This window comes from Ruegeria sp. BH6 (assembly GCF_056538105.1).
The window spans coordinates 106,614-127,301 of the sequence record NZ_JBQFSR010000005.1 but is presented as its reverse complement, the minus strand read 5'-3'; the positions used below and the strand labels follow the sequence as shown (position 1 = coordinate 127,301).

23 protein-coding genes are annotated in these 20,688 nt (G+C 58.5%); 12 read left to right on the top strand and 11 right to left on the bottom strand.

Annotated features, from left to right (window positions below):
• The first annotated feature begins 127 nt into the window (after window positions 1–127).
• Window positions 128–928, top strand: a complete 801-nt coding sequence (locus tag ACR0B8_RS12555) for a zinc-ribbon domain-containing protein (RefSeq protein ID WP_226689317.1) — start codon at window positions 128–130, stop codon at window positions 926–928.
• 18 nt (window positions 929–946) lie between these two features.
• Here ACR0B8_RS12555 and ACR0B8_RS12550 read toward each other — a convergent pair whose 3' ends face one another.
• The 5 genes from ACR0B8_RS12550 to argH all read right to left on the bottom strand — a co-directional run bounded on the left by ACR0B8_RS12550 (window position 947) and on the right by argH (window position 6,663).
• Window positions 947–3,484: a TIGR02302 family protein gene (locus tag ACR0B8_RS12550; protein WP_319003521.1), complete on the bottom strand. Its 2,538-nt coding sequence runs from the start codon at window positions 3,482–3,484 to the stop codon at window positions 947–949.
• A 36-nt stretch (window positions 3,485–3,520) separates the two neighbouring features.
• Entirely contained in the window at window positions 3,521–4,786 is a 1,266-nt protein-coding gene (lysA, locus tag ACR0B8_RS12545; RefSeq protein WP_226689316.1) for a diaminopimelate decarboxylase, read from the bottom strand.
• A 65-nt stretch (window positions 4,787–4,851) separates the two neighbouring features.
• Entirely contained in the window at window positions 4,852–5,001 is a 150-nt protein-coding gene (locus ACR0B8_RS12540) for a hypothetical protein (protein WP_170350645.1), read from the bottom strand.
• A 91-nt stretch (window positions 5,002–5,092) separates the two neighbouring features.
• The gene (locus tag ACR0B8_RS12535; RefSeq protein WP_413247489.1) at window positions 5,093–5,278 is read right to left on the bottom strand and encodes an argininosuccinate lyase; all 186 of its coding nucleotides are present in this window, start codon (window positions 5,276–5,278) and stop codon (window positions 5,093–5,095) included.
• Window positions 5,275–6,663, bottom strand: a complete 1,389-nt coding sequence (gene argH / locus ACR0B8_RS12530) for an argininosuccinate lyase (RefSeq protein ID WP_170377780.1) — start codon at window positions 6,661–6,663, stop codon at window positions 5,275–5,277. The genes ACR0B8_RS12535 and argH overlap by 4 nt, the downstream gene beginning before the upstream one ends.
• Before the next feature lie 21 nt (window positions 6,664–6,684).
• On the opposite strand from argH, the gene ACR0B8_RS12525 reads away from it, so the two are divergent.
• The 10 genes from ACR0B8_RS12525 (at window position 6,685) to yddG (ending at window position 13,992) form a co-directional block, all read left to right on the top strand.
• Window positions 6,685–7,251, top strand: a complete 567-nt coding sequence (locus tag ACR0B8_RS12525; protein ID WP_170361358.1) for a TlpA disulfide reductase family protein — start codon at window positions 6,685–6,687, stop codon at window positions 7,249–7,251.
• Between the two features lie 65 nt (window positions 7,252–7,316).
• Complete coding sequence (locus ACR0B8_RS12520) at window positions 7,317–7,679, top strand: hypothetical protein (RefSeq protein ID WP_170361356.1); 363 nt, start codon at window positions 7,317–7,319, stop codon at window positions 7,677–7,679.
• Between the two features lie 87 nt (window positions 7,680–7,766).
• Entirely contained in the window at window positions 7,767–8,096 is a 330-nt protein-coding gene (locus ACR0B8_RS12515; protein WP_170350651.1) for a hypothetical protein, read from the top strand.
• A gap of 60 nt (window positions 8,097–8,156) precedes the next feature.
• Window positions 8,157–8,543, top strand: a complete 387-nt coding sequence (locus ACR0B8_RS12510) for a hypothetical protein (protein WP_170350652.1) — start codon at window positions 8,157–8,159, stop codon at window positions 8,541–8,543.
• Entirely contained in the window at window positions 8,540–9,511 is a 972-nt protein-coding gene (locus tag ACR0B8_RS12505) for a sterol desaturase family protein (RefSeq protein WP_480658639.1), read from the top strand. Before ACR0B8_RS12510 ends, ACR0B8_RS12505 begins: the two co-directional genes overlap by 4 nt.
• Before the next feature lie 93 nt (window positions 9,512–9,604).
• The gene (locus ACR0B8_RS12500; RefSeq protein WP_170412670.1) at window positions 9,605–9,793 is read left to right on the top strand and encodes a hypothetical protein; all 189 of its coding nucleotides are present in this window, start codon (window positions 9,605–9,607) and stop codon (window positions 9,791–9,793) included.
• A 92-nt stretch (window positions 9,794–9,885) separates the two neighbouring features.
• On the top strand, window positions 9,886–10,719 hold the full coding sequence (locus ACR0B8_RS12495; protein WP_170350657.1) for an EAL domain-containing protein: 834 nt from the start codon (window positions 9,886–9,888) through the stop codon (window positions 10,717–10,719).
• A 183-nt stretch (window positions 10,720–10,902) separates the two neighbouring features.
• Window positions 10,903–12,078, top strand: a complete 1,176-nt coding sequence (locus ACR0B8_RS12490; RefSeq protein WP_226689312.1) for an acetyl-CoA C-acetyltransferase — start codon at window positions 10,903–10,905, stop codon at window positions 12,076–12,078.
• A 187-nt stretch (window positions 12,079–12,265) separates the two neighbouring features.
• Window positions 12,266–12,988, top strand: coding sequence for an acetoacetyl-CoA reductase (gene phbB, locus ACR0B8_RS12485; protein ID WP_170350661.1), 723 nt, complete (start codon window positions 12,266–12,268; stop codon window positions 12,986–12,988).
• Between the two features lie 137 nt (window positions 12,989–13,125).
• A complete protein-coding gene (gene yddG / locus ACR0B8_RS12480) occupies window positions 13,126–13,992 on the top strand; it encodes an aromatic amino acid exporter YddG (protein ID WP_480658637.1) in 867 nt (288 codons plus the stop codon).
• On the opposite strand, the gene ACR0B8_RS12475 is transcribed toward yddG, so the two are convergent.
• The 3 genes from ACR0B8_RS12475 to ACR0B8_RS12465 all read right to left on the bottom strand — a co-directional run bounded on the left by ACR0B8_RS12475 (window position 13,989) and on the right by ACR0B8_RS12465 (window position 15,260).
• The gene (locus ACR0B8_RS12475) at window positions 13,989–14,153 is read right to left on the bottom strand and encodes a YdcH family protein (protein ID WP_170350663.1); all 165 of its coding nucleotides are present in this window, start codon (window positions 14,151–14,153) and stop codon (window positions 13,989–13,991) included. The genes yddG and ACR0B8_RS12475 overlap by 4 nt on opposite strands.
• Before the next feature lie 121 nt (window positions 14,154–14,274).
• Entirely contained in the window at window positions 14,275–15,048 is a 774-nt protein-coding gene (locus ACR0B8_RS12470) for a tRNA1(Val) (adenine(37)-N6)-methyltransferase (RefSeq protein ID WP_226689310.1), read from the bottom strand.
• Window positions 15,045–15,260, bottom strand: coding sequence for a putative signal transducing protein (locus tag ACR0B8_RS12465; RefSeq protein ID WP_037316655.1), 216 nt, complete (start codon window positions 15,258–15,260; stop codon window positions 15,045–15,047). Before ACR0B8_RS12465 ends, ACR0B8_RS12470 begins: the two co-directional genes overlap by 4 nt.
• Before the next feature lie 56 nt (window positions 15,261–15,316).
• On the opposite strand from ACR0B8_RS12465, the gene ACR0B8_RS12460 reads away from it, so the two are divergent.
• Complete coding sequence (locus tag ACR0B8_RS12460) at window positions 15,317–16,315, top strand: polyprenyl synthetase family protein (RefSeq protein WP_170361350.1); 999 nt, start codon at window positions 15,317–15,319, stop codon at window positions 16,313–16,315.
• Here ACR0B8_RS12460 and ACR0B8_RS12455 read toward each other — a convergent pair.
• The 3 genes from ACR0B8_RS12455 to ACR0B8_RS12445 all read right to left on the bottom strand — a co-directional run bounded on the left by ACR0B8_RS12455 (window position 16,308) and on the right by ACR0B8_RS12445 (window position 20,573).
• Complete coding sequence (locus ACR0B8_RS12455; protein WP_170361348.1) at window positions 16,308–17,129, bottom strand: 4-(cytidine 5'-diphospho)-2-C-methyl-D-erythritol kinase; 822 nt, start codon at window positions 17,127–17,129, stop codon at window positions 16,308–16,310. The two genes, ACR0B8_RS12460 and ACR0B8_RS12455, sit on opposite strands and share 8 nt — an antisense overlap.
• On the bottom strand, window positions 17,119–18,795 hold the full coding sequence (locus ACR0B8_RS12450; RefSeq protein WP_170361618.1) for a tetratricopeptide repeat protein: 1,677 nt from the start codon (window positions 18,793–18,795) through the stop codon (window positions 17,119–17,121). Before ACR0B8_RS12450 ends, ACR0B8_RS12455 begins: the two co-directional genes overlap by 11 nt.
• A 131-nt stretch (window positions 18,796–18,926) precedes the next feature.
• Window positions 18,927–20,573, bottom strand: a complete 1,647-nt coding sequence (locus ACR0B8_RS12445; RefSeq protein WP_170361346.1) for an electron transfer flavoprotein-ubiquinone oxidoreductase — start codon at window positions 20,571–20,573, stop codon at window positions 18,927–18,929.
• Window positions 20,574–20,688: the final 115 nt, after the last annotated feature.

Below are 20,688 nucleotides of genomic sequence, written 5' to 3'. Positions count from 1 at the left end.
GCCTGCACCGGGGCGAATTGGTGACATTTATGCTGCCAAACCGAAAACACCCTTTGCGGTCAGGTCTTAACGGAATAACATCCCTAAAAAAACTATTATCAGGTCGAGGTCCCGACCAGGAGGCAGCATGCGTCTTACGTGTCCGAATTGCGGTGCCCAATATGAGGTGCCAGACGAAGTCATCCCGGAAGAGGGCCGCGACGTTCAGTGTTCAAATTGCGAGAACACCTGGTTCCAGGCCAAATACCCGGACCAACCCGCGCCCGCAGCGGTCACGCTCATTTCAGAAGAGCCTGCAGCCGAGGAAGCCGCGACAGACCCGACCCCCACACCGGTGGATGAAGCGTTTGCCGCGGAACCGCAGGCTGAGCCTAGATCTGAACCTGCGCTGGAACCCGAAGCAACACCCGCACCAGAACCTGAAGCAGCCCCCGAGCCAGAAAAACCCGAAACAACCGGAAATATCGACCCCGCTGTTGCCGGCATCCTGCAAGAGGAAGCCGCCCGAGAGGCTGAGCTGCGTGCCCAGGAAGGCGGCAGCATAGAAACTCAGCCCGATTTGGCACTGGACACTCCTCCGGAACCTGACCCCGAACACGCCATCAAGGAACTGACGGCCACGGAAACCGCAGAAGACGCGGGCCAGAAAGATGACCTGCCCGATGTCGAAGCGATCAATTCCAGCTTGCGCAGCGACGACATCATGGGCGCAGAAGACGAGCCCGCGCCGCGTAAATCTGGCGGATTTGTGCGCGGATTTGCATTGATCCTGATTGTTGGCATCATTCTGTTGCTGGTCTATGGCAACGCCCAAAAAATCAGCGAGGCTGTGCCGCAGGCCGAACCGATCCTGACCCCATATGTGTCGCTGGTGGATCAGGCACGTCTGTGGCTCGAAGCACAGACTTCGGGGACAGCACAGAACTGACCTGATTGAAAGACGGACCTAGAACCGCTCTAACAGCCGCTTGAGGTATTCCAACTCGATCTGAGGACGATCCGATTCACCGGTGCGGCGACGGATTTCGTCCAGCAATTCGCGGGCGCGACGATAGACATCCTCGCCCTGCAACAGGCTGTCATCGGTTGAGATCGATCCATTTGAACCCGGGTTGCGGCCCAGCGGATCACGGCTGTTGGCCTGCATATCACCTTCTTGCGATCCCTGACCCGGTTGGTTCTGCTGGTTCTGGGCCAAGGCTTCACCCAGTGACCGCATGCCTTCGCGCAGGGCTTCCATCGCCTCGGACTGGTTGTCGATTGCATCAGCCAGATCATCATTGCGCAGCGCATTTTCGGCCTCGTCCATAGCCCGCCCTGCGCGGCCCAGCGCATCGCGCGCGGCATCGCCCTCGGGCGTGCCCGCACCGGGTAGATTCTGTTGCTGACGACCCAATTCATCGCGCAAAGCCTGTTGGCGATCAGCCAGCGATCCTTGCCCCTGCTGGCCGTCGCCCTGTTGATCTGCGCCGCGACCACCCTGACCTTCGTGGCTTTGCCCCCGACCCTGACCGCCATTGCGGCCTTCGTTGCCCTGGCTTTCACCAGCCTGCGCGCCAGGGTTGAACTGTTCCTGCAGATCGCGAAAAGCCTGATCGCTGAGGCCTTGCTGTTCGCGCAGGGTTTCGGCCAACCCTTCCATCGCCTGCTGGCCTTCGGATTGCTGGCCCTGCCCCTGGCCCTGAGTGACACGCATGTTTTCCATCATCCGCTGGAACTCTTCCAGCGCCTGCTGAGCCTCAGCCATGCGGCCCTGTTCCATCAGTTCCTGAATACGGTCCATCATCCGCTGCAGATCGTCCTGCGTCATCTGCAGGGATTCGCCATTCTCGCCTTGTTGGTTTTCGTCAAACTCACCGTTTTCCTGTGCCAGACGCTGCAGTTGGCGCATGTAATCCTGCGTTGCCTCGCGCAGCTCTTGCATCAGCTCAGCGATTTCCTCATCGGAGGCGCCGTTCTTCATCGCCTCGGTCAGGCGTTCCTGTGCCCGGCGCATCCGTTCCAGCGCATCGGCCAGCGTACCGTCTTCGATGATGATCGCCAGATCCCACAGGGCCTGGGCGATCTCTTCCTGTTGTTCCAGTGTCAGCCCGTAGTCATCGAACATTTCCAATCGCCGCAGGGTCACACGAAGACGCAGATACGCGGTGTCGGATCGAAAGAACCCTTCGGGCAGATGCGAGATCGCGCGCAAAATCTGAGACACCCGGGGCGCGTTGTCCCTGGCCCACAGCAAATCACGCCGCTGTTCGATCACTGCAGCGGCCAGTGGATCAAAGAAACGCCGCGCAGGCAATGTGGTCTGATACGGATCAGAGTGGCCTTCCTGATCGGCCGCATCCCGTGCCGTCAATGTAATCTTGACCGGCAAATGCGCCCAAGGGTGCTGCGAGAAATCCTCGATCAGGTCTTCGGTAAAATCGATCCGGTCGCCGGTAATCGGCATCGGAAGTTCCACGGTGATCACTTCGCGCGGTTCAGGTACAGCGGCCAGACCATAGCTCCGGCTGACCTCAGCCAGATCCAGCGCGATCACGGCTGATCCAGAGACCACGCCATAATCGTCCACAGCAGTGAACGGCAGTTTCATGCGTCCACCAGCCTCGGTCTCGGCTTCGTCGGCGATCGCAATCTTCGGCGACGTATCCGCAATGATGTTTACGGCCCAGTTCCGCCCTGCCGGACCATCAATCGTCAACTGGCCTGAACGGGTGGCAATAAAATCCTGTTCCACCTCAGATGCGTCTTCGGCGCCCAGGGGCGATGTTGTCTCGGTCAAGCTATGGTCGCCGACTTCGCCATAAAAACGTAGGGTGATGCGGCTACCTTGCGGAACAGATAGTGTCGGGTCTGATTGATCCGCCAAGTAAAGCGTCGGCAAGCCGGTATAGCGTGGCGGCTCCACCCAGCCTTCCCAGCTGGGCCCCTGCCCAGCCGTGGCCGCGCCCGGCGTCATCTCGGCCACTGAACCAATGCGCCAGAATGATCCGAACAAAACCGCAATCACCAGCGCCAGCAAGGCAGAGTAACGCAACGCATAAGGATCGCGATCAGCCAGCCGCAAATCTGGTTTGACCGGCTCAGCCTGCGCCGCCCGTTGCGCCATACGCGTCTGATGCGCCCGCCACAGCGCGACTGAATCGGCATCCATCGCCCCAATGGCCTGATCGTCCATAAGCGCCTGAATCGGACGCCCCGGCAGTGACGCATCCACCCGCATCAGCGCTTCGGCCCGTCTGGGCAAATGGAATCGCCTGATACCCCAGACCAGCGCCACCAGCAGGCCAATCACTGCGACAACACCCACTGCCCAGACCACCTCGACCCGGACGTGATCCTGCAACCCCAGCATCAACGCAGCCAGAATCGCCATGAAAATCGAGAAAAATGGCCAGAATGCGCGCAAAACCTGCTCGGCCAGCATCCCTGCGTGCGTCAGCCACAGGGAAAGTCTTGGAATCGGCAGGTTATGTCTTGCGTTCAAGGCAGGCCTCCTGAGCGGGCCCGCACGGTCATCGTGTCAAAGCCACTCAGGTATGGTATCGCGGTTTATGATTTCGTCAAAGCTTGGCCGTTCACGAATAACTGCAAATTGATCCCCATGTACCAGAACCTCAGGGATCAGGGGGCGCGTGTTATATTCGCTGGCCATCACCGCCCCATAGGCTCCGGCGCTGCGAAAGGCCACCAGATCACCCGGCGCCAGCGGTGGCATGTTGCGTTGTTTGGCGAAGGTATCACCGGTCTCACAGACCGGACCGACAATATCATAGGGCTGTTGTTCAACGCCCGGCGCCGGTTCCTGCACGGCAACGATATCGTGATGCGCCTCGTACATGGCGGGGCGGATCAGGTCGTTCATGGCCCCGTCGAGGATCAGAAAATCGCGCCCCTCACCGGATTTCACATAGATCACCTTGCTGATCATCAAACCGGCATTGCCCGCGATCAGACGACCAGGTTCGATCTCGATCTCGCAATCCAGATGGCCCAGCGTTTTCTTGATCAACGCACCGTATTCTACGGGCAGCGGTGGTGCGTCATTGGCACGGGTATAGGGAATGCCCAAACCTCCGCCCAGATCGAGACGGCGGATATTGTGACCTTCGGCACGCAGCTGCTCAGTCAACTCTGCGACTTTGGTATAGGCCAGCTCGAACGGCTCCAGCTCGGTCAGTTGCGAGCCGATATGGACGTCGATGCCAATCACCTCAAGCCCGGGCAGGGACGCGGCGTGGGCATAGACCTCTGACGCGCGGGCGATGGGAATACCGAACTTGTTCTCGGACTTTCCTGTAGCGATCTTGGCGTGGGTTTTGGCATCAACATCCGGGTTAACCCGCACAGTGATCGGCGCAACCACACCCAATTCCAGTGCTACAGCGTTAATCACTTCCATCTCGGGCTCGGATTCGACGTTGAACTGACGGATGCCCCCGGTCAGCGCGGTGCGGATCTCATCCACAGTTTTGCCAACGCCTGAGAACACGATTTTATCGCCGGACACACCCGCCGCCTTGGCGCGCAGGTATTCCCCGCCCGAGACCACATCCATCCCCGCGCCCGCCTGCGCCAGCGTTTTCAGGATCGCCTGATTACTGGCGGCTTTCATCGCATAGCATACAAGATGCTCGGTCCCTTCCAGCGCATCATCGAACAGCTGGAAATGGCGCAGTAAAGTCGCGGTGGAATAGACGTAAAACGGGGTCCCGACCGCGGCAGCGATTTCGGAGATTGGGACATCCTCGGCGTAAAGCGCGCCGTCGCGGTAGAGAAAGTGATCCATGACAGCGCGCTTAGACCAAAACCGCCCGGCGGATCAATGGATTCCGCACATCCGGCGCTATTCGGTCAGTTGGTGACAGAAACGCCAACCCGACCATAGCCCGAAATCGAAACGCCAGAGCTGCCGGAATTCGCCTCGGGTTCGGGGCGGGAGTTGTGCGAAGGCTCGCAGGCCGCAAGTACGGCAATAGTCAGGATCAGGCCGAAAATCTTCATGATGTCATCTTAGCTCAGGAAATTCGGCGCTAGGCCGATCATACGTGCGAACATGGGCGCCGCGTGGACAAAATGCAATTACCTCAGAGGATTAAACCCCAAGAAAAACACCCAATCCACCGCGCCGAAAGCCAACACCACCACCAACATAGGTGCCACTGCTTCCGACGCCTACATTGGCGCTCATCGTGGGTTGGATCGGCTCGCCATCTGCGCCACAGGCGGCCAGGGCAAACCCAGCCGCAATCAGCAGGACAACACGGAGAATTTGCATCATACCAACGCCCTCCATCGCTTGATCTGGGCCCGCACCTGATCCGGTGCGGTGCCGCCATAAGACTGGCGCGAGTTTACCGAATTTTGGACGGTAAGGACAGAATAGACGTCATCGGTGATATCTGCGTGGACCGATTGCATGTCCTCCAGCGTCAGGTCAGGCAAGTCGCAGCCTTTGCTTTCGGCCATGGCCACCAGCGATCCGGTCACATGGTGGGCGTCGCGGAACGGCAGGCCCAATACACGAACCAGCCAGTCAGCAAGGTCGGTAGCGGTCGAGAACCCCGAGCCCGCTGCCGCCGCAAGGCTCTCGCGGTTGGCAGTCATGTCCTTAACCATACCTTCCATCGCAGCCAGCGCCAGCATCCAATTGTCGGCGGCATCAAAGACCTGCTCCTTGTCTTCTTGCATGTCCTTGGAATAGGCCAGCGGCAGGCCTTTCATCACCATCATCAATGCGGTATTTGCACCGTAAATGCGGCCCACTTTGGCGCGGATTAACTCTGCAGCATCCGGGTTCTTCTTCTGCGGCATGATCGACGAACCAGTTGAAAACCGATCAGACAGGGTGACAAATCGGAACTGGGCCGAAGACCAGATCACCAGCTCTTCAGCAAAGCGCGACAGGTGCATGGCGCAGATCGAGGCGGTCGACAGGAACTCAAGCGCGAAATCGCGGTCGCTGACTGCGTCCAGCGAGTTGGCGGCAGGCCGGTCAAAGCCCAGCGCCTCGGCCGTCATCTGGCGGTCGATGGGAAAAGACGTCCCAGCCAAGGCCGCCGCCCCCAAGGGGGATTCGTTCATCCGGGCTCGCGCATCGCGGACGCGGCTCAGGTCACGGCCAAACATCTCGACATAGGCCATCATGTGGTGGCCCCACGTCACCGGCTGTGCGGTTTGCAGATGGGTAAAGCCTGGCATGACCCAATCGGCCCCGGCCTCGGCCTGCGCCAAAAGCGCGCGGATCAGGGCCAGCAGGCCGCTCTCTGCCGCGTCCAGTTGATCACGCACCCACAGTTTGAAATCGGTCGCAACCTGGTCATTCCGGCTGCGGCCCGTGTGCAAACGACCTGCAGGCTCGCCAATAACCTCTTTCAGACGCGCTTCGACATTCATGTGGATGTCTTCCAGCGCGGTCGAGAACTGAAATTCCCCGTTCTGAATTTCTGACAAAACGGTGAGCAGCCCTTCCCGAATTGCCTGCGCATCACTATCAGTTATTACGCCTGTGGCAGCCAACATGGCGGCATGGGCGCGCGAGCCTGCGATGTCCTGGGCTGCCATCCGCTGATCGAACCCGATCGAGGCATTGATTGCCTCCATGATCGCGTCTGGACCGGCGGCAAAGCGGCCGCCCCACATCTGGTTCGAAGATTGATCGGTCATGTAAGAAAACCCGGAGTTGATATGCGCCTATTTCGTCTGATCCCCCTTTATATGGCCCTTGCGCTGGGTGCAAACGCCGCTTTGGCGACAGATGCCGAAACGCTTGGCCCGCTGCGTGATGGAACACTGAAACGCCTGATCCTGCACAAAGAACCCAAGCCCGCAAAAACAATCGAATTCCAGCTGGAAGATGAGGGCGGAGTTGGAACGCTTGAGGACTATGCCGGCAAGTATGTTCTGGTGAACTTCTGGGCCACGTGGTGTGCGCCTTGCCGCAAAGAGATGCCGCAGATTGCCGAGCTGCAAGAAGAGTTCGGCGGTGACAAGTTTGAGGTTCTGACCCTTGCCACCGGGCGCAACTCACCCGCCGGGATCAAGAAGTTCTTCGAGGAAAACGGCATCAATAACCTGCCGCGCCATCAGGACCCCGGTTCAGCCGCCGCGCGCGAGTTTGGCGTTGTTGCGTTGCCAATCACCGTTATTCTGGATCCTGAGGGTCAGGAAATTGCCCGGTTAATCGGCGATGCGGAATGGAATTCAGAAAGTGCCAAGGCGATTATCGCGACGCTTGTCGGCGCTGAAAGCTAAGTAAACACACACGAAAAACGACGAATCATGCTACTCTCTCAGCTTTAATCGTTGGGGGAATAGCTATGAAATCAATTGCCATCCTGATCGCGGCGGTCAGTGTTCTTTGTATTGCAGCGACGACAGCAGACGCCAAAGACATTAAAAAGCAACAACAATTCATGGACACAATCGTTGGCAAGAAGCTCGTAAGCGGAGGGTCCTGGCTTGTCGTCGCGGCAGACGGAACGATTCAGGGGGAAACCGCCAAAAAAGGCAAAATCAAAGGGGCTTGGGTCTGGAACAAAAGGTATTTTTGCCGAAATGTTTTTATTGGAACCAACCAACTTCCCGAAGATTGCCAGAAAGTTACAATCGATGGCAATCAGGTAACCTTCACACGCGATAAAGGAAAAGGTGAGGCTGTGCCTATGACCATTTCCAACTAGGCAGAAACACAGAATTCATCTGTGCTAGAATAGAACCGGTCCCTCGGGGCCGGTTTTTCTGTTGGTTACCAGTGAAAGGAGGCGACAATGAAACCAGTGGTTCTGTTGATCGGTCGCTTGCCGAATGTCATCGGCGACGTGGCGCGGCGTCTGGATCACATGCCGATTCAATGGCTGGGTGCGCATGATCAGGATGAGGTCCGGCGGCAATTGGATGCCGAACCACGGATCGTCTGTGCGGTCATGGGCGCGGGCTTGGATGACAAGATCCGCGGCGAGATGGTGGGCATCATCGCAGCACGCAGGCCAGACATCTGCATACACCTGAAAGACAGGGCCTCGGGGCCTGATGGGCTGGTGCCCTTTGTCGAACGCGTGGTGCAGCACGAAGTCCTGGACACGTTCGAAGCTGGCTGACGTAACGCTACCTTTGACAGCGTCATTGCCGCTCTGCAATCTGTCGGGCGGGAGGAAAGAATGCCGCTTGAAATACTTCTGGTTCTGGTGGTCGGAGGCATCGTCGGCATCACCGTTCTGCTGCACCTGTCAGGGCGGTCACGCGTGCGCGAACTGACCCCCCAGACCGCGCGTTCGGAATGGCTGCGCCATGCGCCGGACGACGTAATAATTGATATAACAATCGCACATGACAAGCGGTCCGCCCTGATCCGTACCGAGACGGGAAACGGGCTGTTGTGGTCCTTTGGTGCCGATACGGTGGCGCGCCACCTTCTGGATTTCGACTGGATCGATCACCCCGAGGGGTTCGAAATTCAATTTCATGACTTCGGCACGCCCAAAGCCCTGATCCGCCTTGACGATTTCGAACGCCCCCACTGGCAAAACCTGATGGACCCCGCATGACCGACCAAGTGAGCTTTCCCGACGCCGTGCAATGGGCGGTGCCGTTCTTCATCGCCGCCATTCTGGCCGAGTTCCTGTGGATCGCTTTCAAAGGCAGGGGCGGACGGTATGAGACGCGCGATGCCGTCACCTCGCTGATCATGGGGGCGGGAAATATCGCCTCGGGGTTGCTGCTTGGGTTCATCGCATATGGTTTTTTCATGTGGCTGTGGCAGATCACGCCGCTGAACCTGGGCACCTCGATTCCGGTGATCATCCTGTGCTTTGTGCTGGATGATTTACGCTATTACTGGGTGCATCGGTTCGGTCACCGCATCCGCTGGGTCTGGGCCAGTCACGTGAACCACCACAGTTCTCAACACTACAATCTGACCACGGCGCTGAGGCAGACATGGACCTATACGTTTACCTTCATGATGGTGGTACGTGCGCCGCTGATCCTGCTGGGCTTCCACCCGGCGATGGTGCTGTTCTGCGGCGGTTTGAACCTGATCTATCAGTTCTGGATTCATACCGAGGCGATTGGGAAAATGCCCCGCTGGTTCGAGGCGGTGATGAACACCCCTAGCCACCACCGCGCCCATCATGGACGGAACGCGCGTTATCTGGATTGCAACTATGCTGGGGTTTTCATCATCTGGGACAAACTGTTTGGCACGTTTGTGCCCGAACAAAAGGACGACCGCGTCGATTACGGGCTGGTCCACAATATCGGCACGTTCAACCCGCTGCGCGTGGCCTTTCACGAATGGGTCAGTATCTGGCGCGACGCAACCCAGCCGAGGCTGACGTTGCGCGAACGTCTGGCCTATTGCTTTGCTCCACCGGGTTACAGCCATGATGGCAGCCGCGAAAGCTCGGAACAGATCAAAGCCCGGCATCTGGCGCGCCATCCCGAAGATCACGGAACGCCCGGTTTTGAACAACTTGAGGCCCAGACGCCCAATCCACAGGCAAAACAGGCCTAAATCCGCCTGTTCGACTCTCTGCTTTCTTGAAAACGGGATTTCACATTCCATATTCAGCGGATGTGACCCGTAGCCAGTAACCCGGAGGCCGCCATGACCCGTTTGATGACAGTATCGACCACACTTGGTTTGATCGGTCTGGCTTTGGCCATGTTGACGGCACTGACGGGTGGCCCCTCAACCATCGTTGCAATGGGCTTTGTCATGCTTGCACTGGGCTTCATGGGAGCCGTGGTCGGCGCCGCCGCTGTACTAGGACGGGTTTGGGAATCCGCGCGCTGACACCTGGCAAAATCGCTCCTCTTAACCGCAAATTCATACCTTTGCCTTGAAATAAGGCCCTGACCGGTGACGTTAAGGGGCTTGGCAAGGACATGCGGGACAGGAAACAGGCAGATGCGCCCGAGGGTGCCGAAAGCCCGCTGAACGCAGCCGTCGCATCCCGTGACGAATCCTCGGTTCAGATGGCGACCGAAGCGGTAAAGCACAAACAATGCAAACTGGCCTTTCAGCCGGTCATGCAGGCGCATCAACCATTCGGTGTAGCGTTCTACGAAGGGTTCATTCGGGTGCTGGACGAAACCGGGCGGGTTATTCCTGCACGGGATTTCATGCCGCAATTGGAAAACACCCCGATCGGGCGGGATCTGGATTGTGTCGCATTGGAAATGGGGTTGAGGACACTGATCAATAACCCCGAAATCCGCCTGTCCATCAACATGTCCGCACGTTCGATCGGCTATGCGCGGTATTCTCGGGTTTTAGATCGGTTTCTCAAGAAAGACGCCAATTTGGGCGAACGGCTGATTCTGGAAATTTCGGAAAGTTCGGCCATGACTGTGCCCGAGTTGGTGATTGATTTCATGGACCGGCTGCAACCGCGCGGCGTTGCGTTTGCGCTGGACGATTTCGGTGCCAGCAATTTCAGTTTCCGCCACTTTCGCGAGTTTTTGTTTGATGCCGCCAAGATCGACGGTCAGTTCGTGCGCGGAGTTTCCGAAAACCCGGACAATCAAGCGTTGGTCCGGGCACTGGTCGCTGTGGCCCGGGAATTTGAAATTCTAGTAACCGCCGAATCGGTCGAAACCAGGGGCGATGCCGAATTCCTTGTGGCCAATGGCGTGGACTGCTTGCAGGGGTTTTTGTTCGGCGCACCCACTGTGTCGGGCCCTTGGAAAGACAAAAAACTCAAGAAAACCGGTAGTTAAAGATTTAGAATCCATTTCCAATTTACCTGAGACAAGCTGACCGTTGCTGCAATTGCAGCGTTACGCTATTCCATGAGCAGTTGGAGCGGGGGATCATGAGGCGCTCTGGATCTTAGAGGCCGGACCTCTGCGATCTGCGTCATCACGGTTCCCACTGGACCTTGATGGTAAAGGATTGTCTATATGACTAACGTAGTAATCGCATCTGCAGCCCGTACCGGTGTCGGCAGTTTTGGCGGCTCGTTTGCAAACACACCCGCACATGACCTTGGCACTGCCGTACTGGAAGCAGTTGTAGACCGTGCCGGAGTTGACAAGGGTGAAGTCAGCGAAACCATCATGGGTCAGGTACTGACGGCTGCACAGGGCCAGAACCCGGCGCGTCAGGCCCATATCAATGCCGGTCTGCCGCAAGAAAGCGCGGCTTGGGGCATCAACCAGGTGTGTGGCTCGGGTCTGCGCGCGGTTGCGTTGGGCGCACAGCACATCCAGCTGGGCGATGCCGAAATCGTGGCCGCCGGTGGTCAGGAAAATATGACCCTTTCGCCCCATGCCGCCGCGCTGCGCGCCGGTCACAAGATGGGCGACATGAAATATATCGACACGATGATCCGCGATGGTCTGTGGGATGCCTTCAACGGCTATCACATGGGCCAAACCGCTGAAAACGTTGCTGAAAAATGGCAGATCAGCCGTGACATGCAGGACGAATTCGCCGTTGCTTCGCAGAACAAGGCTGAAGCCGCGCAAAAGGCTGGTAAATTCGCCGACGAAATCACTCCATTCACTATCAAGACCCGCAAGGGCGACATCGTGATGGACAAAGACGAGTACATCCGCCACGGCGCAACCATGGAAGCCATGGGCAAGTTGCGCCCAGCCTTCACCAAGGATGGCTCGGTCACCGCAGCCAATGCCTCGGGCCTGAACGACGGTGCCGCCGCAACCCTACTGATGTCAGCCGAAAACGCCGAAAAGCGCGGGATCGAGCCTCTCGCCCGCATCGCCTCTTACGCCACGGCGGGTCTGGACCCGGCGATCATGGGCGTTGGTCCGATCTATGCCTCGCGCAAAGCGCTGGAAAAAGCGGGCTGGTCGGTTGACGATCTGGATCTGGTTGAAGCCAACGAAGCCTTTGCCGCACAGGCTTGTGCCGTGAACAAGGACATGGGTTGGGACCCATCCATCGTGAACGTCAACGGTGGCGCAATCGCTATCGGCCATCCGATCGGCGCATCGGGCTGCCGCGTTCTGAACACCCTGCTGTTCGAAATGAAGCGCCGCGACGCGAAAAAGGGTCTGGCGACCCTTTGCATCGGCGGCGGCATGGGTGTCGCCCTGTGTGTGGAGCGCGACTAAGTGCTTTGACAACTAAATGGAAAAGGGCGTCTACTGGGCGCCCTTTTTTGTTACATTCGGGCCCTATCCCTTAGATGCGACAATATCGCCGAACAGAAAGATCAAAACGAAGACGAAACGATATTGCGCAGCAATCTCTCTCAGAGTAACAGAATTACCAAGTCAGACTTAATTGGAGGATTCCTCAATGGCACGTACAGCACTCGTCACCGGCGGTTCCCGCGGCATCGGCGCATCAATTTCCAAGGCGCTCAAGGCTGAAGGCTACAATGTTGCAGCCACCTATGCCGGCAATGACGAAGCCGCCGCAAAATTCACCGAGGAAACCGGCATCGCCACCTACAAGTGGAACGTGGCCGACTATGACGAATCGAAAGCGGGCATCGAAAAGGTCGAAGCCGAAGTTGGCCCGATCGACATCGTGGTCGCCAATGCAGGCATCACCCGCGATGCCCCGTTCCACAAAATGACCCCTGAGCAGTGGCATCAGGTGATCGACACCAACCTGACCGGCGTTTTCAACACCGTCCACCCGGTATGGTCCGGCATGCGCGAGCGCAAGTTTGGCCGTGTGATCGTCATCAGCTCGATCAATGGTCAGAAAGGCCAGTTCGCGCAGGTGAACTATGCCGCGACCAAAGCGGGTGATCTCGGTATTGTGAAATCCCTCGCGCAAGAAGGGGCTCGTGCTGGTATCACCGCGAACGCCATCTGCCCCGGCTACATCGCAACCGAGATGGTGATGGCGGTTCCCGAGAAGGTTCGTGAATCCATCATCGGTCAAATCCCGGCTGGTCGACTGGGCGAGCCCGAGGAAATCGCGCGCTGCGTGGCATTTCTGGCGTCGGACGATTCTCAGTTCATCAATGGCTCGACAATTTCGGCCAACGGTGCGCAGTTCTTCGTCTGATCTGCAGACCCACGAACAATTCAGGCCGGTCCTTTTGGATCGGCCTTTTTCGTTCTGAAACCGACAGTTAAAGAATTGCACGTCTTCCCGGTGGCTGTATTCTTTCAAAGCAGATCGGTGAAAAAGGTCACGGCCCTATGACAAAAGCTCAGGCATCAGCGATTGGGTTTGTGGCTGTGCTGCTGTGGTCTTTACTGGCGCTGTTCACAGTCGGCTCGACCCCAACCCCACCGCTTTTGCTGAACGCCATCTGTTTTTCTATCGGCGGCACGCTGGGCCTGATCTGGACATGGGCCAACGGCGGTTTGCCCCAATTACGGGCGGTGCCCTGGACAACATATCTGTTCGGTGCCACGGGCCTGTTCGGCTATCACGCGCTTTATTTTTCGGCCCTGCGCATGGCTCCAGCAGCTGAGGCTGGGTTGATCGCCTATCTCTGGCCCCTGCTGATCGTGCTGTTTTCCGGGCTATTGCCGGGCGAGCATCTGCGTATCGGTCATCTGTTTGGGGCCTGTCTGGGCTTTGCCGGAGCTGCGATCATCATCGCAGGAGGCGGTAGCGCAGGGGTTCAGACCGCTCATCTACCGGGGTATGGGCTGGCGCTGCTGTGCGCGCTGACATGGTCGGGGTATTCGGTCCTGTCGCGCCGTTTGGGGGACACTCCGACCAGTTCGGTCGCCGTGTTCTGCATCGCGGCGGCGATTGCCTCGGGCGCGCTGCATCTGGCTGTTGAAGAAACCATCTGGCCCGACAGCGCCTTTGGCTGGGCTTCGGTCGTGGCACTGGGTCTGGGGCCGGTGGGTCTAGCGTTTTATGTGTGGGATATCGGGGTAAAGCAGGGTGACATACAAATCCTCGGTACTGCTTCTTACGCGGCACCGCTGTTGTCTACGCTGGCTTTGGTTGGGGCCGGGATCGCCGCCCCGTCCTGGGGTCTGGCGATCGCGGCCGTGTTGATCACTGGCGGCGCGGCCATTGCCGCGCGGGCGAGCTTGCGTCGCTAGGCTGACAGGCGCTCGATCTCTTCTTTTAGCTTAAGCTTCTGCTTTTTGAGTTGTGCAATATGGAGATCGTCGATGCCAGGCGAGCGTTGGGCTTGTTCAACTTCAAGACCGAGTGTTTCGTGCTTTTTCTTCAGTTCGGTCAGGTGTGCGCTCACGCTCATGGCGATACTCCTCTGTTGGTGTCTGAGTTTCACGTAAGAAGTTGATCACATCGTTTCCACCCTGTCACGCTGCATACGCACAGATTCTGTAATAAATCCGACAAATTCGGCTGGTTACTGCCTATTGGCCGGACAACCCCGGCAGGGCGGCCGCATCGCGCAGCACCGCCGAAACCTGCGGTGTGTAGCTTTCACCGTCTTTTTCGTGGCGCGCGCCTGCATGCAAAATCAACGGCGCATGCAACCGAAACGCGGCCTTTCCGCCCTTTTTGGCGCGTAAAATCACTAATTCGGCAGCCCGACCCGCGCGTGCCGCCAAAGGCAACACCTCGACTGAGCCCAGGCGCCCCGTGCAGCCCGCAAGCATATCTGGCAAACGGTCGGCCTTTTGGATCATGTGCAAATAGCCGCGCGGTGCGAGACGTTTGGCCGCAGTGTCGAACCAAACACCCAGTGGTGTGCCCTCACCAAGCGCGATTGCCCGTCCGTCATCCGCAGCGGCACTGTGCGCTCCGGCGCGGTAATAAGGCGGGTTGGCGATGACATGGTCAAACTGGCGCTGTTTCAGATCGGCAGGCAGGGCGGCAAGATCGGCCTCGACCACCTCGAACGACGCGGCGTTCTCGGCTGCGTTGCGACGGGCCAGCGCGGCATAGCTGGCCTGCAACTCCACCCCGACCCCATGCAATCCCGGCACACGCGCCAGAAGGCACAGGATCGCGGCGCCTGCCCCGCAGCCCAGTTCCAGCACGGTGTGACCACGTGTCGCCGGAACCGAGGCAGCCAGCAAGACCGGGTCCACGCCCGCACGATATCCCAAACGCGGTTGCCACAGGCGCACACGGCCGTTCAAAAAATCGTTACATGTCAGATCATTATCCGGAAAATGGCTCATCGACCCAGCGGAATCTCATTATCGCGCATCACCCGTTCAGCCCGCGTCAGGTCATCAGCCCGCACCATCAGACGACGGGGGAAGATTCCGATGCCGCCTTCGAGGATGCTCATATTTACGTCCATCTGAAAGCAGTCTATATCCTCACCCTCAAGAAGGGCCGAAGCAAAGGCCAGGATCGTCGGATCGGTGCTGCGCAAAAGTTCTTTCATAGGGATGGATGTAAGGGCAAGGTAAGTCGAAAGTCGAGCCTTGTATCAGGAGTGTGATGGAAATCGACGCGATCACAAAACCGCATGAGCGGCTGGCTGACCTTCTGACCAGCGAAATGGCTGCGGTGAATGAGCTGATCCGCACGCGCATGGCCTCTGATCACGCGCCGCGCATCCCCGAAGTAACAGCACATCTGGTTGAGGCCGGTGGCAAACGTCTGCGTCCGATGCTGACCCTGGCGGCCGCACGTCTGTTCGGTTACGCGGGCGACCACCATGTGCGGCTGGCCGCGACGGTTGAGTTCATCCACACGGCGACCCTACTGCATGACGATGTGGTAGACGAAAGCGCCCAGCGGCGTGGCCGCCCAACGGCGAACCTGCTGTGGGACAACAAATCCAGCGTTCTGGTGGGCGATTACCTGTTCTCCCGCAGTTTCCAGTTGATGGTTGAGACCGGGTCACTGCGTGTCCTGGATATTCTGGCCAATGCCTCGGCCACCATTGCCGAAGGTGAAGTGCTGCAGATGACTGCGGCCACCGATCTGGGCACGGATGAGGCGATTTACCTGCAGGTTGTACGCGGCAAGACCGCCGCCCTGTTCTCTGCCGCGACCGAGGTTGGCGGTGTAATCGCCGGAGCGTCCGAGGAACAGATCAAGGCGCTGTATGACTATGGCGATGCTTTGGGTGTTGCCTTCCAGATCGCTGATGATCTGCTGGATTATCAAGGTGATAGCAAGGCCACCGGCAAAAATGTCGGCGACGATTTCCGCGAACGCAAGTTGACCCTGCCGGTGATCAAGGCCGTGGCGCAAGCCACCCCTGATGAACATGCCTTTTGGGAGCGCACGATTGGCCGGGGTCGTCAGGAAGAGGGTGACCTGGACCACGCGCTGAGCCTGATGGGAAAATACGGCACGCTCGACGCCACCCGGTCAGATGCGTTCGACTGGGCCGCCAAGGCCAAGGATGCGCTGGCGCCCCTGCCCGATCATGAGATTCGCACGCTGCTGCGTGATCTGGCCGATTATGTGGTTTCGCGCCTCAATTAAGCTGCACCGCACGGCACCACCAATCGGGATGGGCCGCGCCGATCTCGTACGCTGCGAAATGCGCGTCTTTCATTGTGGGATAGAGCGCGAAACAGGTCGAACCTGACCCCGACATGCGGGCCAACACCGCGCGCGTAGTCAATCGCAGTGTATCCAGCGCAAACTCAATTTCGCGGGCGATGCCCATTGCGGGGATTTCCAGATCATTCCGCTGGTCACGCAACCATTCGGCGCAGGCCCTGGCATTCTCGAATTCCGGGATATCAGTCGGCATGGGCAGGTTGTCCCGCCGGGCCAACGCCTGGAACACCGAAGATGTGGGCACCGGAATACCCGGGTTGACCAGAACTGCGGGCAAATTCGGAAGGGACACGGACGTTAGCCTATCGCCAATTCCCTGCATTCGTGTTGCTTGGGCGGCCATGCAAACAGATACATCAGCGCCCAGAGAAACAGGCAGGTCCTCTTGTATGTCGACCCCCTGACCAGCCAACGCCCAAAGGGTCGCGGCGGCGTCAGACGAACCGCCGCCAATCCCGCCACCATGCGGCAGCACCTTGTTCAGATCGATATGGCCCGTCCACCCGGCGGCTTGGGCCGCTTTCCAGACCAGATTGCGACTGTCCGTGGGCACGCCTGCCGCGTGTTCTCCGGTGACTGAGATCGACAATTCAGGGCCTGGTGTAAACTGCAACCTGTCGCCCACATCAGCAAATACGACCAGCGAATCCAACAGGTGATATCCATCAACCCGCTGGCCGGTCACATGCAGAGTCAGGTTGATCTTGGCGGGCGCGAAGGCCTTAGTTGCCATTGGCGACCTTCAACGGTTCCGCCCCTTCTTCGGCCAGAACCTCGTCGAGGCCAATCTCCAGCTTGCGACGGATACGGTCGGGATCAGCCTCGGCATCCGTGTCTTCAGGATCAATGAAGGACAGGGCGCGTTTCCACTGGAACTCAGCCTCGCGCGCGCGGCCCACAGCCCAATAAACATCACCCAGATGATCGTTCACCACTGGATCAACCGCCATCAGCTCGACCGCGCGCTCCATATGTTCGACCGCCTCATCATAGCGGCCCAGACGAAACAGGACCCAGCCCAGACTGTCGACGATATAACCGCTGTCGGGGCGCGCCGCGACGGCGCGTTCGATCATGTTCAGCGCCTCGTCCAGTTTTTCGCGCCGTTCGACCAGGGAATATCCCAAATAGTTCAACACCTGCGGCTGATCTGGGTTCAACTCAAGCGCGCGGCGGAAATCGGCCTCGGCCTGATCCCATTGCTTGAGCCGTTCGTGCGAGATGCCGCGGGCATAGTGCAAAAACCAGTTCCCACCCTCGGTCAGTTCGATGGCACGATCATAAGACGCGACAGCGCTGGTGTATTCTTCTTGCTGGCGTTGCAGATCGGCCAGAGCTACATGAACGCTAGGCAGGTTTGGGTTCTGGCTGGCCAGGGTCTGCAACACCTCGGCAGCAGCATCCTTTTTGTCCGACCGGCTAAGCACCTCGGCCCGGCCAAGTTCAGCCGCGTGATAATCACTGCTGCTGGCGGGTACCTGACGATAGGCTTCCACGGCCAGATCATATTGCTCCAGCACGTCCAGCAATTCGGCACTCAGCAAGATCGCATCCACATGTCCGGGACGCAGGAACGCAGCCGTGCGCACATAAAGCAGGACATAGTTCTGCGCCGCCTCATTGCTCAGCGCTGCGCCGACGGAAAAGAAAACCTCGGCCATGCCATCTTGCGCGGATTGAACATGGGTGAACGGCAGGGTGTCACCATCGGACAGGCGCGCCACATAACCTTCGATCGACGGGTCGCTGCCGGCCGCAAATACCTCACCCAGAAATTGCTGTGCCTCTTCATTGCGGTCCAGTTGCGACAAAACCTCGGCCCGGGCCAAAGCGGCCCGTCGCGAAAAGCGGGCAACCGCACCGTTATGGGCCGTGAATACTTCTTCGGCCCCTTCAAAATCGCCAACCGAGGCCAGCGCCAGCGCCTTGTGGTACAGTGCAAAGTCGCGCAAGCCATCCTGCGTTGCGACCTCGTCAAACTGCTCCATCGCGCGGGTCATGGCCCCTTGGCCAATGTATGCCCATCCCTGTACCAAACCGTCGACCAAAGGCCCCACGCCTTGCGTTTCGGGATCACGGGCCAGCAATTCATCCAGTTTGCCGTCGGCCACCAGATTGGCGGTGATCACCATCCTTGCTGCCTGACTGGGCAGACCGGCATCCTCAATCATCTGCGCAACAGGCAGCGCGCGTGCCACATCGCCCAGCGCCAGCCGTGCGACAACCACGCTTTCCAACAATGCTGCATTTTCAGGATCGGCTTTCAGGGCCTGCGCATAGTATTTTTCAGCGGCTGAATAGTCGTTCTGATAGATGGCCTGACGGCCAGCCAAATACGCACCGGACCCCGAATCCGCTACAGCTGGAAGCACAATCGACGAGGTGAAGAGCGCAGCCATTGCGGCGCGACGAACCAGAGAAATCACCAAAATCCTGCCTTGCTATTCTTGTCTGCGCAACAAGCTAGGGCTTTGGCTGGCAAGAGGCAATGGCAGAGCCTTCACGACCCTGCCAGTGCCCGGTTTTTTGCTTACATATTTGGATAGTTTGGCCCGTCGCCACCCTGCGGCGTGGTCCAAGTGATGTTCTTGCTGGGGTCCTTGATGTCGCAGGTCTTGCAGTGGACGCAGTTCTGGAAGTTGATCACGAAGCGCGGACTGCCTTCATCCTCGACCATCTCATACACACCCGCCGGGCAATAGCGCTGCGCCGGTTCGTCGTATTTGGGCAGGTTGACTTTGACCGGGATGTCCGGGTCCGCCAGTTTCAGGTGACAGGGCTGGCTTTCCTCGTGATTGGTCATCGCAAACGAGACGTTGGTTAGGCGGTCAAACGACAGCGTGCCATCGGGTTTGGGATAATCGATAGGCTTGTGTTTGCTGGCCTCTTCGGTCGAATCCGCGTCGTTCTTGCCATGGCCCACTGTGCCCAACAGCGAAAAGCCCAGCGTGTTGGTCCACATATCCAGACCGCCCAGCATCAGGCTGGCGGTCAGACCCCATTTCGACCAGATCGGCTTGACGTTTCGCACCTTTTTCAGATCGCTGCCGATCGGGCCATTGCGCACATCGGTCTCGTAATCGGTCAGCTCATCGCCCGAGCGTTCTGCCTTGATGGCGTCAAAGGCGGCTTCAGCCGCGGCTTTGCCCGACAGCATCGCGTTGTGATTGCCCTTGATGCGCGGCACGTTGACCATGCCCGCCGAACAGCCCAACAGCGCCACGCCCGGCGCTACCAGTTTCGGCATCGACTGATAGCCGCCTTCGGTGATCGCACGGGCACCGTAGGCCACGCGCTTGCCGCCCTTAAGCAGCTCGGCCACCATCGGATGATGCTTGAAGCGCTGAAACTCCATATACGGGTACAGGTGCGGGTTTTTATAGTTCAGGTGGACCACAAACCCGACATAGACCTGATTGTTTTCAAGGTGATAGATAAAGGATCCGCCGCCCGCGTTGCTGCCCAGAGGCCAGCCCATCGTATGCGTGACGGTGCCTTCCTTGTGCTTGGCGGGGTCGATCTCCCAGATCTCTTTCATGCCGACGCCGTATTTTTGCACCTCTTTGCCAGCCTGCAGGTCGTATTTGGCGATGACCTCTTTGGACAGCGAGCCGCGCACGCCTTCGGACAGGAAGACATATTTGCCGTGCAGCTCCATACCAGGTTCGGTGTTGGGGCCGTATGAGCCGTCGGGTTCCAGGCCAAACACCCCGGCCACGACGCCTTTAACCTCGCCGTTGTCGCCGTAAACCAGCTCTGAACACGCCATGCCGGGGAATATTTCCACGCCCAGCTCTTCGGCCTGTTCCGCCATCCAGCGGCAAACATTCCCCATCGAGACGATGTAGTTGCCGTGGTTGTTCATCAGCGGCGGCATCGGGAAGTTGGGAATACGGATCTTACCCGCCTCGCCCAGCATGTAGAAATTGTCTTCGGTCACCGGCGTGTTCAACGGCGCGCCTTTTTCCTTCCAGTCGGGGATCAGCGCATCCAGACCACAGGGGTCCAAAACCGCGCCCGACAGGATATGCGCGCCCACTTCCGAGCCTTTTTCCAGAACAACCACGTTCAGGTCCGCGTCCAGCTGTTTCAGACGGATGGCTGCCGAAAGGCCCGCCGGGCCTGCACCCACGATAACCACATCGTATTCCATCGCTTCGCGTTCAATCTCGGCCATCGCGGGCTCCTTAGCTAACTTTCCGAATTGGCGCTTTCTACATGCTGTCGGCGCAATATTGTTTCACGGCTGATTACATGGTTGCTAAGACCTTGGTCAATCAAAACACGGCGTA

Excerpts from the sequence above, each read along its gene's own strand:
- ACR0B8_RS12540 (WP_170350645.1), bottom strand. The coding sequence starts at position 5,001 with ATGAAGATTTTCGGCCTGATCCTGACTATTGCCGTACTTGCGGCCTGC.
- ACR0B8_RS12505 (WP_480658639.1), top strand. The coding sequence starts at position 8,540 with ATGACCGACCAAGTGAGCTTTCCCGACGCCGTGCAATGGGCGGTGCCG.
- ACR0B8_RS12460 (WP_170361350.1), top strand. The coding sequence starts at position 15,317 with ATGGAAATCGACGCGATCACAAAACCGCATGAGCGGCTGGCTGACCTT.
- ACR0B8_RS12490 (WP_226689312.1), top strand. The coding sequence starts at position 10,903 with ATGACTAACGTAGTAATCGCATCTGCAGCCCGTACCGGTGTCGGCAGT.
- ACR0B8_RS12535 (WP_413247489.1), bottom strand. The coding sequence starts at position 5,278 with ATGATGCAAATTCTCCGTGTTGTCCTGCTGATTGCGGCTGGGTTTGCC.
- ACR0B8_RS12465 (WP_037316655.1), bottom strand. The coding sequence starts at position 15,260 with ATGAAAGAACTTTTGCGCAGCACCGATCCGACGATCCTGGCCTTTGCT.
- ACR0B8_RS12555 (WP_226689317.1), top strand. The coding sequence starts at position 128 with ATGCGTCTTACGTGTCCGAATTGCGGTGCCCAATATGAGGTGCCAGAC.
- ACR0B8_RS12475 (WP_170350663.1), bottom strand. The coding sequence starts at position 14,153 with ATGAGCGTGAGCGCACACCTGACCGAACTGAAGAAAAAGCACGAAACA.
- ACR0B8_RS12455 (WP_170361348.1), bottom strand. The coding sequence starts at position 17,129 with ATGGCAACTAAGGCCTTCGCGCCCGCCAAGATCAACCTGACTCTGCAT.
- ACR0B8_RS12525 (WP_170361358.1), top strand. The coding sequence starts at position 6,685 with ATGCGCCTATTTCGTCTGATCCCCCTTTATATGGCCCTTGCGCTGGGT.
- ACR0B8_RS12500 (WP_170412670.1), top strand. The coding sequence starts at position 9,605 with ATGACCCGTTTGATGACAGTATCGACCACACTTGGTTTGATCGGTCTG.
- ACR0B8_RS12510 (WP_170350652.1), top strand. The coding sequence starts at position 8,157 with ATGCCGCTTGAAATACTTCTGGTTCTGGTGGTCGGAGGCATCGTCGGC.
- lysA (WP_226689316.1), bottom strand. The coding sequence starts at position 4,786 with ATGGATCACTTTCTCTACCGCGACGGCGCGCTTTACGCCGAGGATGTC.
- ACR0B8_RS12445 (WP_170361346.1), bottom strand. The coding sequence starts at position 20,573 with ATGGCCGAGATTGAACGCGAAGCGATGGAATACGATGTGGTTATCGTG.
- ACR0B8_RS12520 (WP_170361356.1), top strand. The coding sequence starts at position 7,317 with ATGAAATCAATTGCCATCCTGATCGCGGCGGTCAGTGTTCTTTGTATT.
- argH (WP_170377780.1), bottom strand. The coding sequence starts at position 6,663 with ATGACCGATCAATCTTCGAACCAGATGTGGGGCGGCCGCTTTGCCGCC.
- ACR0B8_RS12495 (WP_170350657.1), top strand. The coding sequence starts at position 9,886 with ATGCGGGACAGGAAACAGGCAGATGCGCCCGAGGGTGCCGAAAGCCCG.
- yddG (WP_480658637.1), top strand. The coding sequence starts at position 13,126 with ATGACAAAAGCTCAGGCATCAGCGATTGGGTTTGTGGCTGTGCTGCTG.
- ACR0B8_RS12450 (WP_170361618.1), bottom strand. The coding sequence starts at position 18,795 with ATGGCTGCGCTCTTCACCTCGTCGATTGTGCTTCCAGCTGTAGCGGAT.
- phbB (WP_170350661.1), top strand. The coding sequence starts at position 12,266 with ATGGCACGTACAGCACTCGTCACCGGCGGTTCCCGCGGCATCGGCGCA.
- ACR0B8_RS12515 (WP_170350651.1), top strand. The coding sequence starts at position 7,767 with ATGAAACCAGTGGTTCTGTTGATCGGTCGCTTGCCGAATGTCATCGGC.
- ACR0B8_RS12470 (WP_226689310.1), bottom strand. The coding sequence starts at position 15,048 with ATGAGCCATTTTCCGGATAATGATCTGACATGTAACGATTTTTTGAAC.